The organism is Mesorhizobium sp. M0077, assembly GCF_040322955.1.
Classification (GTDB): domain Bacteria; phylum Pseudomonadota; class Alphaproteobacteria; order Rhizobiales; family Rhizobiaceae; genus Mesorhizobium.
On record NZ_JAMYUL010000023.1, the window covers coordinates 33589 to 49401 of the forward strand.

Sequence of the window (15813 nt, forward strand, 5' to 3'; positions counted from 1 at the left end):
ATGGTCAAAGGCCGGACTATCAGTTCGCCACCGCGCTGGTATCGGCAAGCGCTGCAACATCTGGCGCTTCCTTGATCAACCCCATCTGCAGCAGAAGTTCGCCGGCGGTCTTGGAAAAGTCCTGGAATTCCTTGGTGAAGAACTGCTTGTTCTCCGCCTTGTCGGCCCATTTCAGGTATTTCGCCGAATCCTCGAATTCTTTCGCAGACTGCTTCACGTCGGCGCCCATGATCTCGTAGGATCTCTGCGGATCGCTCTTGATCAGGTCGAGCGCTTCGAAATAGCTGTCGGCCAGCGCCTTGGCGGCGTCGGGATTGGCGGTGAGGAATTCAGGCCTGCAGCCGACCGTGTCGAGCACCATCGGGTAGTCGAGCGTGGTCGCCAATATGTGGCCCTGATCGGACTTGTCGCGCACCGCCGAGATGAACGGCTCATAGGTGACCGCCGCATCGTTCTGGCCGGCGAGGAAGGCTTGCGCCGCCGCATCCGGTTCCAGGTTGACAACGGTCACATCCTTGGTCGACAGGCCGTTCTTGTTCAGCACCCAGGCCAGCATGAAATAGGGCGACGTGCCCGGCGCCGAGGACGCGACATTCTTGCCCTTGAGGTCGGCGACGGTCTTGATGTCGTTGCGCACGACAATGCCGTCGGCGCCATAGGATTTGTCGAGCTGGAAGATCTGCTTGGTGGTCACCCCTGAGGCGTTCCACACCAGCCAGGTCTCGACCGTGGTGGCGGCGCATTGCAGATCGCCGCTGGCGATGGCGAGCGGCCGGCTGGCCTGCGGCACCTTCTTCAGGGTCACGTCGAGGCCATGCTTCTCGAAGATGCCGGCCTGCTTGGCGAGCGTCAGCGGCGCAAAGCCGGTCCATCCGCTGATGCCGATGGTGACCGATGTGGCAGCCTCGGCCGGCACGGATATTGCAGCCGCAAGCGCCAATACCGCGGCAGCGACGATGGTCTTGTTCATGTCGGTTCCCCTTGTTTTTTCGGATGCCGAATTGTGTCACAGACGCCCATGGGCTTGTCAATGAAACCGGCCCTTCACGGCAGCGTGATGATGCGAACGCTAACGCGCATCGAACATCCAGCTGCGGTCGCGCCACATCTTTTCGCCGACCTGGCAGTCGGTCGGCCGGTCCTGCGCCAGCACCACCGGCGGATGCCCGGCCTCCTCGCGCGCCCGTTGCGGCGAAGCGGGACCGGCCAGCTCCAGCACCAGCTTGCGGCGGATGGCTTCGGGAAACTGCGTCCAGTCATTGACCGGGATCATAAAGGATCCGGGACCGCCGATGACGCAGTCGCTGTAGTAGCGGTCGAGATTGTTGACGTCATAGGCGCCGCCGAACCCGCCGCGCGTCATCAGCGGCAGGCCGTTGATGATGATGCCTTGCTTGACCACCGCGTCGCGGGTGATGTCGACGGGCGCGCCCTGGTTGTTGGGCCCGTCGCCGGAAATATCGATGACGCGCTTTGTCCCCTGAAAGCCGCTTTCGGCGAACAGATCGCTGCCGAATTCCAGCGCGCCGGAAATCGAGGTGCGCCGGGCGCTGGCCGGCGGATGGGCGGAAAGCTGCGCGGCCACCCGCTCGGCATCGACCCGGCTGGCGATCACCGTCCACGGCACGACGACCTGCTGCGTGGTCGCTCCGGCCCATTCGACATAGGTGACGGCGACCTTGCCATAGGCGCCGTCGGCGATGGCCTGCAGAACATTGTCGTGCGTCAGCGCAGCAGCATAGCCGTGACGCTGGATTTCAAGTTCGCCCGGCGACATCGACAGCGACACGTCGACGGCCAGCACCAGCTCGACGTCGACCGGCTCGGCGGCTTGAACCGGCGGCACAAGCCAGAGCACCAGCGCCAGTGCGGCGCTGCCTGAAAACAAATGTCGTGCGCAAGAAAATGCAGACATGCCCGAAGGTAAGCGAAAATCGGCTGCTGACAAAGCGAAAAGCCCGGCGAGGTGCCGGGCTTTTCGATGTGTTGGTTGGAACCTATGACGCTCAACTCCGCGGTTTCAAATTCTCCGGATCGTAGAGCGGCTTGTAGCCGACGGCAGCCACCTCGACCGGGTAGGTCTCGCCGAAATATTCGATGGCAAACTTGCGGCCCTCCTGGGCGTGGGCCCAGGGCAGATAGGCGAGGCCGATGTTCTTGCCGATGGTCGGGCCATAGGCCATCGACGTGGTGAAGGAGCGGCGGCCGAGTTCGTCGACAAGGGTTTCGCCGGTCTTCGGATCCATCACCGGCATGGTGCCGACGGGATAGCGGGCAACACCCTTCGAATCGACGTTTTCCGTCATCACCAGCGTGCACAGGATCGCCGGCTGGTGTTCGCGGGCGCGGTATTCGACATGTTTGGCCTTGCCGCAGAAGTCGTTCTCCTTGACCTTCGGTCGGGCAAGGTCGGCCTCGAGCAGATTATACTCGGTCAGAAGGTCGGCGTTCTGCAGGCGCAGGCTCTTTTCCATGCGCCGGGTGTTGGCATAGGTCTCGACGCCGAACGGCATCACGCCGGTCGAGCGCAGCGCGTCCCAAACGGCCAGGCCGTCCTCGTAGCGCATGTGCAGTTCCCAGCCCTGCTCGCCGACATAAGAGATGCGGAAGGCGGTGACGTCCTTGCCGCCGATCCTGACCGGCTTGATCGCCGCGAACGGGAAGTTCTCGAGCGAGAGACCATCCGGATTTTCGACCACTTTCTGCAGCGTCGTGCGGGCGTTCGGTCCCCAGATGCCGATGGTGACATATTTTTCCGTCACGTCGGTGATGGTGACGTCAAAGCCTTTATCCTGCGCGGTGCGCTGCATGTAGCGGAAGTCGCGCGGACCGGCGTCGGCGCCGTCGATCAGCCGACAGCGGTCGGCCATGCGGATGACGGTGAAGTCGGCGCGCACCATGCCTTCCTCGTCGAGGAAGTGGGTGTAGATACCCTTGCCGATGTTGTTGTCGCCACCGATCTTGGCCGCACACAGCCACTCCAGCAGCGCGACATGGTCCGGCCCTTCGATGTCGTACATCGAGAAATGCGAGAGGTTGACGATGCCGCAATCTTCGCTCATCGCCAGGTGCTCGGCATTGGACACCCGCCAGAAATGGCGATTGTCCCACTCGTTCTCACGTATGGGAACCCGGTTGCCATACTTCTCCAGCAGATGCTCGTTGGCGGCATAGCCATGCGCGCGCTCCCAACCGCCCAGCTCCATGAAGTAACCGCCAAGCTCCTTCTCGCGCTCCCAGAATGGCGAGCGGCGGATGTTGCGGCCTTTGGAGAACGGCTCGCGCGGATGCACCGCCGGATTGTAGACCTTCATCGCCGTCTCGGTGCAGCGATCCCAGATGAACTGCTCTTTCGTCTGGTGCGGATAGAAGCGCGCATAGTCGATGGCGTGATGGTCGATTTCCGTGCGGCCGTCCGTCATCCAGTCGGCGATCAGCTTGCCCATGCCGGGGCCGTCCTTGACCCAGATGGCGACGGCGTACCAGAGGCCCCTCACCTTCTGGCTCTCGCCCATGGACGGGCCGCCATCGGCGGTCACCTGCAACAGGCCGTTGAAGGAATGGCTTTCGTTGTAGCCGAGTTCGCCCAGGATCGGCGTCAGTTCCATGGCGCGCTCCAGCGGCGCCAGGATCTGCTCCATGTCGAGATCGCGCTGCGACGGCGACAGCCGCGCCTGATCCTTTTCCAGCAAATCGCGCGGATGGCAAAGACGCGGATTGGTCTCTTCGTAGTAACCCCATTCGATCTGGCCGCCTTCGGCGGTCCTGGGGTCGCCGGTGTCGCGCATATAGGCCGAATTACCCTGGTCGCGCAGCAGCGGCCAGCCGATCTCATTGCCCGTGCCGGCAAACTCATTGTAGGGACCGAAGAACGTCAGCGGATGGTCGATCGGCATGACCGGCAGGTCTTCGCCGACCATCTCGGCGATCAGCCGGCCCCAGATGCCGGCGCAGACGATGACATAATCGGCCATGATCGTGCCGCGGTCGGTGACGACGCCCTTGATGCGGCCCTCCTCGACGATGAGAGATTTGGCCGGCGTGTTGGCGAAGGACTTCAACTTGCCCGACGCTTCCGCCTGGTCGACCAGCTTGCCGGCGACAGTCTGCGAGCGCGGGATGACCAGGCCGGCGTCCGGATCCCACAGGCCGCCCTGCACCATGGACTCTTCGATCAGCGGGAATTTTTCCTTGATCTCGGCCGGTTCGATCAGCCGGGCGCGGGTGCCGAAGGATTTGGCCGAGGCGATCTTGCGCTTGATCTCGTCCATGCGGCTGTCGTCGCCGACGCGCGCCACTTCGAGACCGCCGATGCGGGCGTAATGGCCCATCTTTTCGTAGAAATCGATCGAGTAGAGCGTCGTCCAGCACGACAGGAAATCATGGCTCGTGGTGTAGCAGAAGTCCGAGGCATGCGCGGTCGAGCCGATATCGGTCGGGATGCCCGACTTGTCGATGCCGACAATGTCGGTCCAGCCGCGCTCGATCAGATGATGCGCGATCGACGCGCCGACAATGCCACCCAGGCCGACGATGACGACCTTCGCCTGTTTCGGAAACTCTGCCATTGCCCGCGACTCCAAGGGGATAAAGCGGGCGCGTCCGCGCCCGTTCGAATGGCGCACAATATGCAGAGGACGTGGATGCAGCTACCGCCTGTTTGCGACACGTCGCGGATGCGACGCGACCCGGCGCGCCGGCGTGCCGCCAGTGGCGATCTATCTCAGGCGAAGGCCCAGATGTCCTCGGCCTGGAAGCCGACCTGATAGCCTGATGTCTTCAGCTTGACCACGACCTGGCCGATTTCGGCGGCCGGCAGCGCGCCGACCTCGACCTTGATCATGCCCGGACGATAGCGCTTGAGATCGAGCTGTTCGAAGACGATCCAGTCGGCGCCTTCGCAATCGACCAGGAAGGCGTCGATATGCGTGATGCCGTTGCGGTCGAGCAGCGTCTGCAGCGTGTCCGACGGCACCTCGATATCCCTCAGGTGCGGCGCGAACTTGTTGAAATTTACGTCGGCCTCGCCCCAGGCATTCTTGCCCGACTTCAGATTGGTGTCGGTGACCGACGAGCAGCCGATGAACTCGATCGGCAGCGTGCCGGCCTCGAGTGCCGCGGCATCGAAAGTGTGGACGGTGATCGTGCCTTTGATTTTTGTCACCGCGACCGGCTCGATGACGAAGCGTTCCGTGTCGGGATAGTTGGCGCGCAACCGCTTCTGATTGTGCGGGATCGGCTCGACCAGCACGGCCCGCGCCCGCGGAATGCGGTGCAGCCACGGCGTGACGTCGTCGAACAGCGCGCCGTCGCAAGCGCCGACATTGACCATCTGGAAGGGTTGCCCGCTGCTGAACCGCGCCTTCAGTGCAGCCTTGGCCAGGAATTTCGTGCCGCGCAACGCCGGCCCGCGATCCAGCAGACCAGCGGGCAGGCCGAGCGAAAGGGCGATGCGCGCCAGGCCGGAAAATGGAACTCATGGCTTATCTCCAGGTATGGCCTGCAAGGCGATGGGCCGCCTTCCATTCAGGCTTGCCGACGCCCACAGCGCCATGATCGGGCCGACGAGCAAAAGGTAGGGCGGCAGAAGGTTCGGGAAGTAGATGCGGGTGTCGTGGATCGGAAAGACGGTGAATTTCGCCAGCACGCCAAGCACCAGTGCTGCAAGCAGGATGCCGGCGCGACGATCGAGCCGGAAGCCGGCGCGGCCGAGCGCAAACCACGCGGCCAGCGCCAGAACCGAGACCCCGACCCAGCTGTTGATGCTGATGGCGCGAATGAAGGATGCGGCAAACGCCTTGAGATAGGCGCCAACCGAGAACGGCGGCTCGAAGCCATCCATATTGTAGTGCTGCTCGATGCTGGAGAACCACAGATGCGGCCACCAGCCGGGATGTTGGGCCCAGTGCGAAATCGCGAAATAGGCGACGAAGGACGCGGCAAAGCCGGCCAGCGCGCCCCACGCCCGCTGCCGGAAGACCAGCAGCAGCACGGCGAAAATGGCCAGGAACACGATGTTGTCCGGCCGCGCCATGAAGGCCATGAAAAGCAGGAAAGCGGTCGCTGCCTCGCGGCCGCGCACATAAGCAAACAGCCCGCCGAGGAACAGGGCCGAGCACATCAGATCCGGAGTCGAGGCGCGCGCCGCGTCGCCGAAATCGGCCATGATCAGTACCGCGCCGGCCACCGGCGCCAGCGCCAGCGCACCTTCGGTTCGCAGCCACAGCAGCGTGATCATCCCGAACAGCAGCACCGAGACCACCTGCAGCACCCGCATCGCCTCGACCGGCGACATCACCGAACTCATCGCCGACAGCATCTCGGCATAGAGGAACTTGATCCGGTACATGCCAAGCAGCGAGTGGAAGTCGGCGGCATTTTGCGCCATATGGCTGCGGAAGCCGCCGCCATCGTCTGTCAGCGCCTTGTAGTCGGCGGCCGAAACGCCGGCCTGGACCGTCCTGTAGGCATAGTCATGCAGCGCCTGCGCATCTGGGTAAGCGCCCTCCTCGGCGATTGCGAGATAAGGCAGCATGTCCCAATTGGCATCGGGCATCGTCCAGGCGGTAAACGCCGTCAGCAGGATATAGAGCGAAAACGCGATCGCGCCGATTGGCGCGGCCCATCGCGCATAAGTCCCCTCGCCCCACGCCAGAGCGGCCGCGGTCAGCCGGTCGAGTGTGTTTTGCGGGGCGGGAGACTTGCTCAGCATTGTCGGACTCGGGACTTCGCTCAACGGACTTCTTTAACGGACCTGGCTTTTGACGAAATCCTTCACGATCCCCACGATGCCGCGCGACAGCAGGCTATCGAAGGCATCGACGAAATGGTCGACATGCTCGCGCTGGCAGATCAGCGGCGGCTCGAGACGGATGACGTTGCGGTTGTATTCGGTGAAGGCGACGAGCACGTCATAGTCGCGCAGCAACAGCGCGCCGACGAAGCCCGACAGCGAGCCCTTCAGCTTGTCGTCGAGGACGCTGACGATCGGACGCAGCACCATCGGCAAGGTCTGCGAGAAGTCGTGGAACTCGAGCCCGACCATAAAGCCTTTGCCGCGCACATCCTTGATGATCTTCGGGTACTTCTCCTTCAGCGCCTGCAGGCGCTGAAGCAGATAGTCGCCGGTAGTGGCGGCGTTGTCGATCAGCCCCTCATCATAGAGCACATTGATGCCCTCGATCGCGGTGACGCAGGCCTCGCCCATGCCGCCAAAGGTGGCCATGGCATGGATCATCGCCGTCTTCGGCGTGCCATAGGCCTTCATATAGACCTCGCGCCGGGCGATCATCGCGCCGACCGCCGCCTTGCCGGCGCCGAGCGATTTCGCCAGCGCCGTCACATCGGGCACGACGCCATAATGCTCGAAGGCATAGAAGCGGCCGGACCGGCCATAGCCGCACTGCACTTCATCAGCCACCCACAGCACCCCATAGTGGTCGCAGAGCGCGCGCAATTTCTGCCAGTATTGCGCCTCTGCCTGGATGATGCCGCCGCCGCCCTGGATGGTCTCGAGTACGATGACGCCGACCTCCGGGTCGGAGCGGAACAGCCGCTCGACCGCTTCGATATCGGCGAACGGAATGCGCACGGTGTTCTCAGCCATCTTGAAGTCCGCGCGGTAGAGCTGGCCGTCGGTGATGCCGAGCACGCCCTTGGTCTTGCCGTGGAAGGAATTCTCGGCATAGACGACCTTCGGCCGCTTCGGCCCGGCGGCGCGCTCGGCGAGCTTCACCGCCGCTTCCATCGCTTCCGAACCCGACGAGCCCAGAAATACCATGTCGAGATCGCCGGGCGAGCATTTGGCGATGTTGTGCGCCAGCGCCGATGCATATTGCGACATGAAGGCGATGGCGATTTCCTGGCGCTTCTCCTCCTGGAATTTGCGCCTGGCCTCCAGGATGCGCGGATGGTTGTGGCCGAAGGCCAGCGAACCGAAGCCGCCGAAGAAGTCGAGAATCTTGCGGCCGTTCTGGTCGATGTAGAACATGCCTTCGGCACGCTCGATCTTGATCTTGTGGAAGCCGAGCAGCTTCATGAAATGCAGCTGGCCCGGATTGAGATGCGCCTTGAACAGGTCGGTCATGCGCGCGACATCCATCGCCTTCGCCTGCTCGACGCTGATCAGGTCGGGCTTGGCGATGGCGGTAGGCGACAACGCCGGCGCGCCGACCATGGTGCGCGCGTTCGTCTGCTCAGGCTTGGCCATGACGGTCATTTCGGAGTTCTCCTGGTCGTCCCACTTATTCGGCGGGGACATGATTGGCGGTGACGGCAAGCCCGTCTTTCTTGGCGCGGTATTCGCTGTAGGCGGCGATCAGCATGTCCTCGTCGCGATATTGCGGCACCCAGCCGAGCTGGCGCTCGGCCTTGGATACGTCGAGCACGCACTCCTCATCGGCGATCAGATATTGTTCGGGATCCATGATCGGCATGTTCATGAGATCGAGCAGGTCGAGGGTGCACTTGACCGCCCAGCCCGGCGTCGGGATCAGCAGCGATTTCGAGCCGGCATGCTTGATCAGGTCGCCCAGCAATTTCTTCACCGGCGGCGGATTGAGGGAGCCAAGATTATAAGCCTGGTTGGGCACGCCTGCCTTCCAGGCCGAGCGGGCAGCTTCCGCGCAATCGAACACCGAGATGAACTGATAGGGGTTCTTGCCCGAGCCGATCATCGGCACAGGAAAATTCCAGTCGATCAGTTTGAACAGCTTTTCCAGGATCCCGAGCCGGCCGGGACCGATGATCAGACGCGGGCGAAACAGCGAGATCGACATGCCGCGCTTGCGCCATTGAGCGGCGAGCTCCTCGGTCTTCTGCTTCGACCAGCCATATTCGCCGAGCGGTGCGACCGGGTGCTCCTCGGTCATCGGCTGGGTGACCGTGTGGCCGTAGATCATGTCGGTGGTGTAGTGGACGAGCTTGGACGCGCCGGCCTTGTCCATCGCCTGCATGATGTGTTCGGTGCCGTGGAAATTCACCGGAAAGAAGAAGTCGTGACGCTTGGCCCGCACCTGGATCGGCGACAGCATTTTGGCCGACAGGTTGTAGACCATGTCGTCGGCCTTCAATCCGATGTTGGCCACCGAGGCCGTATCCGTGACATCGCAGGTGACGAAGCGAACGTTGCGATAGTGCGTCAGGTCGCTCTTGACGATGTCGGCAACGACAACGTCTTCACCATCGGCCACAAGCTTCGGGGCAAGATGACGGCCGACAAAGCCGTCGCCGCCGAAAATAACATGTCTCATCGAACGATCTCGCTGGTCTTGTCGGGGATGATGGAAGCGGTTTGGTCGTCATGCCCGCGCCCGCCCAAGTCTCGACCGCTTTGCGCGATCAGCACGGTGCCGACGCAGATGAAGGCGATGCCGGCAATGCGCCAGGCATTGAGGTCCTCGCGGAAGATGAAATAGGCGAAGATCGCAACCGCGACATAGGCAAGGCTGAGGAACGGATAGGCAAAGCTGAGCTCGACCTTGGACAGCACATAGAGATGCGAAGCCATCGAGATGACGAAGGTGCACAGGCCGAGAAACACCCATGGGCTGAAAACGACCTGCAACAGCCTCAACAGCGGATTGGTGCCTTCGAACGAAATCGGCCCGAGTGACATCATGCCTTGCTTCAGCATCAGCTGCGCGGCGGCATTGGTCATGACCGTGAACAGAATGAAGACGATGTATTTCATATTTTGCACCCGCCACTCGCAACGGTCCTATTACGAACCTGCAAACATTTCATGAAGTCACGACAATGCTTTGAGTAAACCACGGAACTTACGATCTATTAACCATGACTTATTCGGATTGTACCTATTCAGCTGCCTTGACACGCCCTGGCCGGCCGTTGAGCTTTTTCGCCGTCCGCAGCCAGAAACTGGACACGAACGCCGGGTCGCGCAGCGCTTCAAGCCGCTGCCAATTCGGGAAGGAGGCCGCGAAAGTATCAGCGCCCATGCGCGCATCCTTGTACGGGTTGACCGCGCCGCCGGCCGCGACCGTGATGCGGTCGAGTTCGCTGAGCAGGGCCAGCGTCCTGTCGCCGCGATTGGGGAAATCCAGCGTCAACGTGAAGCCTGGCCGCGGAAAGGACAGCAGCCCCGGCGAGCGGATCGAGCCGAAGCGCTTCAACACGGTGAGGAAAGAGCCCTGCCCGTCCCGTCGCGCCGCCTCGAGCAGCGCCGGCACGGTCTGACGCGCGACATTTTCCGGCACCACGCTCTGGTGCTGGTAGAGACCTTTCGGGCCATACAGCCGATTCCAGTCGCCGACACCATCAAGCGGAAAGAAAAAGCCCTGGTAGCCGGTTTGGCTCGGCCCCGGCGAGCGCCCCTTCTTCCACCGATAGGCGGCGTTGAAGGCGGTGAGGAACGGCCGGTTGAGCACATTGAACGGCGGCTGGAACGGCACTGAAAAACGGGAGCCGGCGCGAGACGCCGCATGCGAACCATACTCGGCATGATTGCCTGTCAACAACAGGCCGCGCCCGCGGCCATGGCCGCCGGCAAGCTGGTCGATCCAGGCGACGGCATATTCATTGGCCTGGTCGGCGGCCTCGGCCAGTTCGAAGAATTCGCCGAGATCGGCAAACCGCGTTACCTTCTCGGCGATATCGAGCGAATGCACCCGCATCAGCCGGATCGAGGCCGACAGGATCAGGCCGGTCAGCCCCATGCCGCCGATCGTCGCCGCAAACAGCCTTGCATTGTCGGTTGCCGAGCAGGTGTAGGTCCGCCCATCCGAGCGCAGCAGCGTGAACGACTCGACATGGCAGCCAAAGGTGCCGCGCCGGTGATGGTTCTTGCCATGGACGTCATTGGCGATCGCGCCGCCAAGGGTGACGAACTGGGTGCCTGGGACCACAGTCGGAAAGAAACCGTAAGGTGCAGTGTGCGCAATGATATCGGAGAGGAACACGCCGGCCTCCGCCTCGAGCAGGCCGGCCTCGGCATTGAAGGCGCCGATGCGGTTCAGCGGCCGCATGTCCACGACCGCACCTGGCTCGTTCTGGCAGGAATCACCGTAGGAGCGGCCATTGCCATAGGCGAGCAAGGCCTTCTTTGTCGCCTTGCCGCTCCTCATCAGCGCGATGGCATCGTCGGCCGCGATGGCTCGCTTTGCGGCCGGCGTGGCGAGGCCAAAACTCCGGTACCGTTCGCCGGCCATGCCCTACCAGCCTCCCGCGACCAGAAGGGCGGCGCCGATCACCACGACGATCTGGCTTCGCCAGTCGCGGATGATGAAGATGACCGGATCGTCATTCATCTCGTTGCGGCGCGCCAGGATCCAGACCCGCATGGTCAAATACAGCACGATCGGCGCCAGCGGCCAGACCAGCCAGGGATGCGGATAGAGTTCGCGTACCGCGACGCTGTCCATGTACAGCGCCAGCACCAGCGCCGAGGAGAAGGCCGACGCCATTCCTGCCTGGGCGACGATCTCCTGGTCTTCGATGCGGTAGCCGCGGCCGGCAATGCGCTCGCCCACCGGAATGGCTGTGGTGCGCAGTTCGACATAGCGCTTCACCAGCGCCAGCGACAGGAAGAAGAAAATCGAGAAGGCAAGCAGCCAGAACGAGACTTCGACCCCGGTCGCCGCAGCACCTGCCAGCACACGCACTGTGTAGAGCCCCGCCAGCGTCAGTACGTCGGCCAGGAGCATGCGCTTGAACGACAGCGAATAGGCTGTCGTCACCACCAGATAGCCGGCGAGCACGCCCAGGAACTCGGTCGGCAACAGAAGCCCGGCGGCAATGCCGATCGCCAGCAGCACCGCCATCGCGCCGAGACCGAACGGGATCGACAAAGCGCCGCTGGCGAAAGGCCGGTTGCGTTTGGTCGGGTGCTTGCGGTCAAGCGCAAGGTCGAAGAAATCGTTGAGGATGTAGATGGCGGAAGCCACGGCGCTGAAGGAGACGAACGCCAGCAGGCATTGCCAGATCATGTTGATGTTGAAGTATTCATGCGACAGCACCATCGGCACCGCTATCAGCGAATTCTTCAGCCACTGATGCACCCGCAGCATCTTGACGAATGTCTTCAATGTCCTTTTCGGCGCCGGCATCCTTTCGGCGCTATGCGCGGCCTGCCAGCGCCTCGCATGGCGGTCGGGCGCCACGACGATGGCGTTGCGTGCGGCTCCGAAAACCTTGAGGTCGTGCCGGCTGTTGCCGGCATAGTCGAAACCGCCGTCGCCATAGGCGGCGATGAGCGCGTCGCGCTTGCGGCCCGAGGTCATGTTGTGGGGACCGTCGGTCGCCAGCACATAGTCGAAGACGCCCAGATGCGCGGCGATCGCCTCGGCGAACTTGCGTGGCGTACCGGTCGCCAGCACGATCTTGCGTCCGTCGCTATGGTCGGCGCGCAGCCGCTGCAGCAGCGCTTCGCGATAGGGCAGCGAGGCCGGATCGATGTCGATGCGGTCGGCGATCGCTTGTTTCAGCCGCGCCGGGCCGGCGGCCAGCCAGAACGGAACCAGGAAAACATAGAGCGGATTCTTCTTGAGCAGGATGAACAGGCCTTCCCAAAGAAGATCGGTCGCAATCAGCGTGCCGTCGAGGTCGACCGCAAGCGGAATTGCGTTCTTGTCCGACCGCGCATCCATATCTTTCCTGCCCAGCTCAAAAACCCGTCGCGCCACGTTTCGGCGTATTGGTATCCGGCATAGCGAGCAACGGCGCAACGAACGTTAAAACGTCTGGTTGCAACGGATATGCGCCGGGGTATTTCCCTCGTCATCGTTAAGCAACCGTTGCCGTAGACGAGAAAAGGCCGGGCATTGCCCGGCCTCTGCAAGAGCTGCCTGCCGACTTTACTTGATGCGGGCAACGCCACCCGAGATTTCGACCGTTTCCGAGCCGGTCAGGGCCTCGAGGTCACCATTGGGCAAGGTGACGAAACAGCCGTTCGGGCAGAATTCCACGGTTTCGCCGGCGGCCAGCGCCAGCTCCGTCTTGCCGCCGCCTTCCGTCACGATCAGCGTACGGGTCTCAGCATCCTTGTTGACCGCGCTGGCGGCAAAGGCCGAGCCACTCGCTGCGGTAAGAGCGATGGCGACGACGAGCGACTTCCACATTTTGCAATATCGGTGTTTCCACACCGCCTCTGTTGCATTTCGCAAGGCATTCTCGCCTTTGCATGTGAGCTTATATGAGATGCAAGCTGAACCGCAACTGAATGCCGCATTCATGCCGCAATTGGTTTGGGAGGAGCTTGGGGCCTTAGCTGGGATCGGGTTTGCGGGCCTTGCGACCAGTTTTGGCCAGCCGCTTCGCCTCGGCGGCGGCTCTGGCCTCCGCCTGCTCCTTCTCGGCGAACTCGACCTCGATCTTGTCGTCGTCGATCGGCCATGCGTCGGTCTTCTTGACCTTGACCTCGGCGCGCGGCGTCGAGGGGATTTCTATGTGCTCGGCGTCAAAAGCATCGAGAACGGCAAAGCGGATATCGTTCTGAACGATGGCGCCGTTCAGCACATCGGCCAGGAACACGCGGATCTCGAACTCGAGTGCTGCCGGCCCGAAATTGGTGAACAGCACGAAGGGTTCCGGGTTCTTCAGCACCAGCGCATGGCCGCGCGCAATCTCAAGCAGGACCGCGTGTACCCGCTTGAGGTCGCTGCCATAGGCGACCCCGACCTTGATCTCCACACGTCCGAGCTTGTTGCGGTGCGTCCAGTTGCCGACGGCGTTGTTGATGAGGTTCGAATTGGGCAGGATCACCGATTGCCGCTGGAAGGTCTCGATTTCGGTGGCGCGCACGCTGATCTTCTTGACCGTGCCTGATGTGTCGCCGGCGACGATCCAGTCGCCGACCTTGAACGGCCGCTCGGCGAGAAGGATCAGGCCCGACACGAAGTTGGACACGACATTCTGCAGGCCAAAGCCGATACCCAGCGAGAGTGCGCCGGCAACGAGCGCCAAATTGGAAAGATCGATGCCCGCCGCCGAGATGCCGACGAGGCCGGCGAGCGCGACGCCGGCATAGCCGACCGCCAGCCGGATCGAGTTGCGCACGCCGGTATCGACCTTGCCGCGCGCCATAACCGAGCCGTCGAGCCAGCCCTGGAACCAGCGGGTCAGGAAATAGCCGATGATGAAGACGACGATGCCGGTGAGGATGCCGGTGACCGAAATCGTCACCGAACCGACGGTGACGCCTGTCGCCAATTTATAGCCCCAGGCCTGGATATCGCCGGGCTGGAAGCCCCACATCAACAGGATCAGCGGCAGGAACACCAGCACGATCATCAGGTTGATCGCGACGCTGACGACGAGGCCGAGCTGGTCGAGCGCGGTGTCCTCATAGCTGGAGTTGGTCTTCAGCCAGCGCCCAATCGAGGTGCCGGCGAAACCACCCTCCTCGCCGATCTCGCGCGCCGACAGGAAGCCGATATAGGCGGTAAGCAGGATGGTGCCGGTGACCACGACCTGCAACGAGACGAAGATGGCAAGACCGATATAGCCGAACAGCGCCGCCGCAATCGTGAACAGGCCGAGCGCGACACAGGTGTAGCGCAGCCAGGCCGGCCAGCGGCGCCAGCGCCCAGCGACGTCCTTGTAAGGCTTCAGCAGCGCCATAAGGATCAGGATGACGCCCACGATGACGGTGGCGACAAAACTCCTGGCCACCGTCAGCGACAGGGGCGAGCCCATCTTGTCGTTGACGATCGACAGGAAATTGTTGATGCCGATGACGACTGCCATGGCCGTCGTCAGCCGCACCAGCCAACGCGCCGGGCCGGTCTCGACCTGGATCAGACGCCAGTTCGGCATGCTGGGCGACAGAGCCGCATTGGTCAGGCGGTTGACACAGAACACTATGGCGATGACGGCTGCCAGAGCGTTGAGGAACACGCCTATGTCGCCGCGCAGCACATTGTAGTAGTTGTACAGGAACACCGTCGAGGCGAGGAAGGCGCTGACCGCCAGCGTCGGCAGCAAGGTCGACCAGAACGCCACCGACAGGCGACTGAGATACGTCGGATCTTCAACCGACGCGTCGGGCTCGAAGATGCGCCCAAACAGGCGGCGCCCACCGACCAGAAGCACCACGGCCAACGCAAGCGCCATGAGGGTCGCCGCGAGCATCGCCTGGAACTTGAACTTGAAGGCAAAGCTCAGCCACGACGACACCGCCCTGTAAAAATTGGCGTATTCGTCCCTTGCGTCGGAAAACACCTGCGGGCTCAGTGCATCGGACAGCACATAGCGCTTGGTTAGGCCGCTGCGAAACAGCTCGCTGCGCATATTACCGATCTTCTCGATCAGCGAATTGATGCGAATCGACAGGTTCTGCGCCCCGGCGATGACGGCGTTGATCTCCGCCTTTTCCGACACCAGCGCCTGGCGCTCGCCGGTCACGATGTCCGGTTCAGGGGGCTGTCCGGCAGCCGGCGGGGCGCCAAGCTGCTCGAGCCTCGAATTGATCTCTCCCAGCCGCGAACGAAACGCCAGCGCGCTGTTCAGCGCAGCGCGCGACAGCTCTTCCAACTGCAGGCGGATCTCGACAAGGGTGGTGTCGTCGACGCCGTCCTCCTGGACCTTCTTCTCCAGAGCGTCGGTTTTCGTCGTCAAACCCTGCAGGATTTTCTGCTGGTCGGCGACCAGCCCGGCAGGCGCCTGGCCAAGCCCCTGCGCCATCGCGCCGAACGAATGCGGCGCCAAGGCAACGAGCGCGAGGACCAGGATCAGGCGAAAGAAGCGAAAAGACATAATGGTGGCGACTCAAAGGGCGGCAAAGGCCGCTTCTAAAGCGGTCCTTGATAGAGACGCTCATCCCGTGGGGCAAGTCGTGGCGAAGTCATGACAGTTGGG

At 62.6% G+C, this 15813-nt stretch carries 12 protein-coding genes; all 12 read right to left on the bottom strand.

Annotated elements, in window-relative coordinates; genetic code table 11:
• Window positions 1-19 precede the first annotated feature (19 nt).
• A complete protein-coding gene (locus tag NKJ57_RS28735) occupies window positions 20-970 on the bottom strand; it encodes an ABC transporter substrate-binding protein (RefSeq protein WP_352513539.1) in 951 nt (316 codons plus the stop codon).
• Between the two features lie 99 nt (window positions 971-1069).
• On the bottom strand, window positions 1070-1915 hold the full coding sequence (locus NKJ57_RS28740; RefSeq protein WP_352513540.1) for a DUF1194 domain-containing protein: 846 nt from the start codon (window positions 1913-1915) through the stop codon (window positions 1070-1072).
• 91 nt (window positions 1916-2006) lie between these two features.
• Entirely contained in the window at window positions 2007-4568 is a 2562-nt protein-coding gene (locus tag NKJ57_RS28745; RefSeq protein WP_352513541.1) for a GcvT family protein, read from the bottom strand.
• 155 nt (window positions 4569-4723) lie between these two features.
• Window positions 4724-5461 (bottom strand): FkbM family methyltransferase, encoded by a 738-nt coding sequence (locus NKJ57_RS28750; protein ID WP_352513554.1) that lies wholly within the window; start codon window positions 5459-5461, stop codon window positions 4724-4726.
• 15 nt (window positions 5462-5476) lie between these two features.
• Window positions 5477-6712, bottom strand: coding sequence for a hypothetical protein (locus NKJ57_RS28755; RefSeq protein WP_352513542.1), 1236 nt, complete (start codon window positions 6710-6712; stop codon window positions 5477-5479).
• 33 nt (window positions 6713-6745) lie between these two features.
• A complete protein-coding gene (locus NKJ57_RS28760; protein WP_245274398.1) occupies window positions 6746-8176 on the bottom strand; it encodes an aspartate aminotransferase family protein in 1431 nt (476 codons plus the stop codon).
• A gap of 67 nt (window positions 8177-8243) precedes the next feature.
• Window positions 8244-9251 carry an NAD-dependent epimerase/dehydratase family protein gene (locus tag NKJ57_RS28765; protein WP_352513543.1) on the bottom strand — a complete coding sequence of 336 codons (1008 nt, stop codon included), beginning with the start codon at window positions 9249-9251 and terminating at the stop codon, window positions 8244-8246.
• Window positions 9248-9691 carry an EamA family transporter gene (locus NKJ57_RS28770; RefSeq protein ID WP_023741597.1) on the bottom strand — a complete coding sequence of 148 codons (444 nt, stop codon included), beginning with the start codon at window positions 9689-9691 and terminating at the stop codon, window positions 9248-9250. Before NKJ57_RS28770 ends, NKJ57_RS28765 begins: the two co-directional genes overlap by 4 nt.
• Window positions 9692-9815: 124 nt before the next feature.
• Window positions 9816-11168 carry an FAD-binding oxidoreductase gene (locus NKJ57_RS28775; protein WP_352513544.1) on the bottom strand — a complete coding sequence of 451 codons (1353 nt, stop codon included), beginning with the start codon at window positions 11166-11168 and terminating at the stop codon, window positions 9816-9818.
• Window positions 11169-11171: 3 nt separating this feature from the next.
• Window positions 11172-12605, bottom strand: coding sequence for a UbiA family prenyltransferase (locus NKJ57_RS28780; RefSeq protein ID WP_352513545.1), 1434 nt, complete (start codon window positions 12603-12605; stop codon window positions 11172-11174).
• A gap of 207 nt (window positions 12606-12812) precedes the next feature.
• The gene (locus tag NKJ57_RS28785; RefSeq protein ID WP_023670370.1) at window positions 12813-13076 is read right to left on the bottom strand and encodes a hypothetical protein; all 264 of its coding nucleotides are present in this window, start codon (window positions 13074-13076) and stop codon (window positions 12813-12815) included.
• A 145-nt stretch (window positions 13077-13221) separates the two neighbouring features.
• Window positions 13222-15711 carry a mechanosensitive ion channel family protein gene (locus NKJ57_RS28790; protein WP_352513546.1) on the bottom strand — a complete coding sequence of 830 codons (2490 nt, stop codon included), beginning with the start codon at window positions 15709-15711 and terminating at the stop codon, window positions 13222-13224.
• Window positions 15712-15813 lie beyond the last annotated feature (102 nt).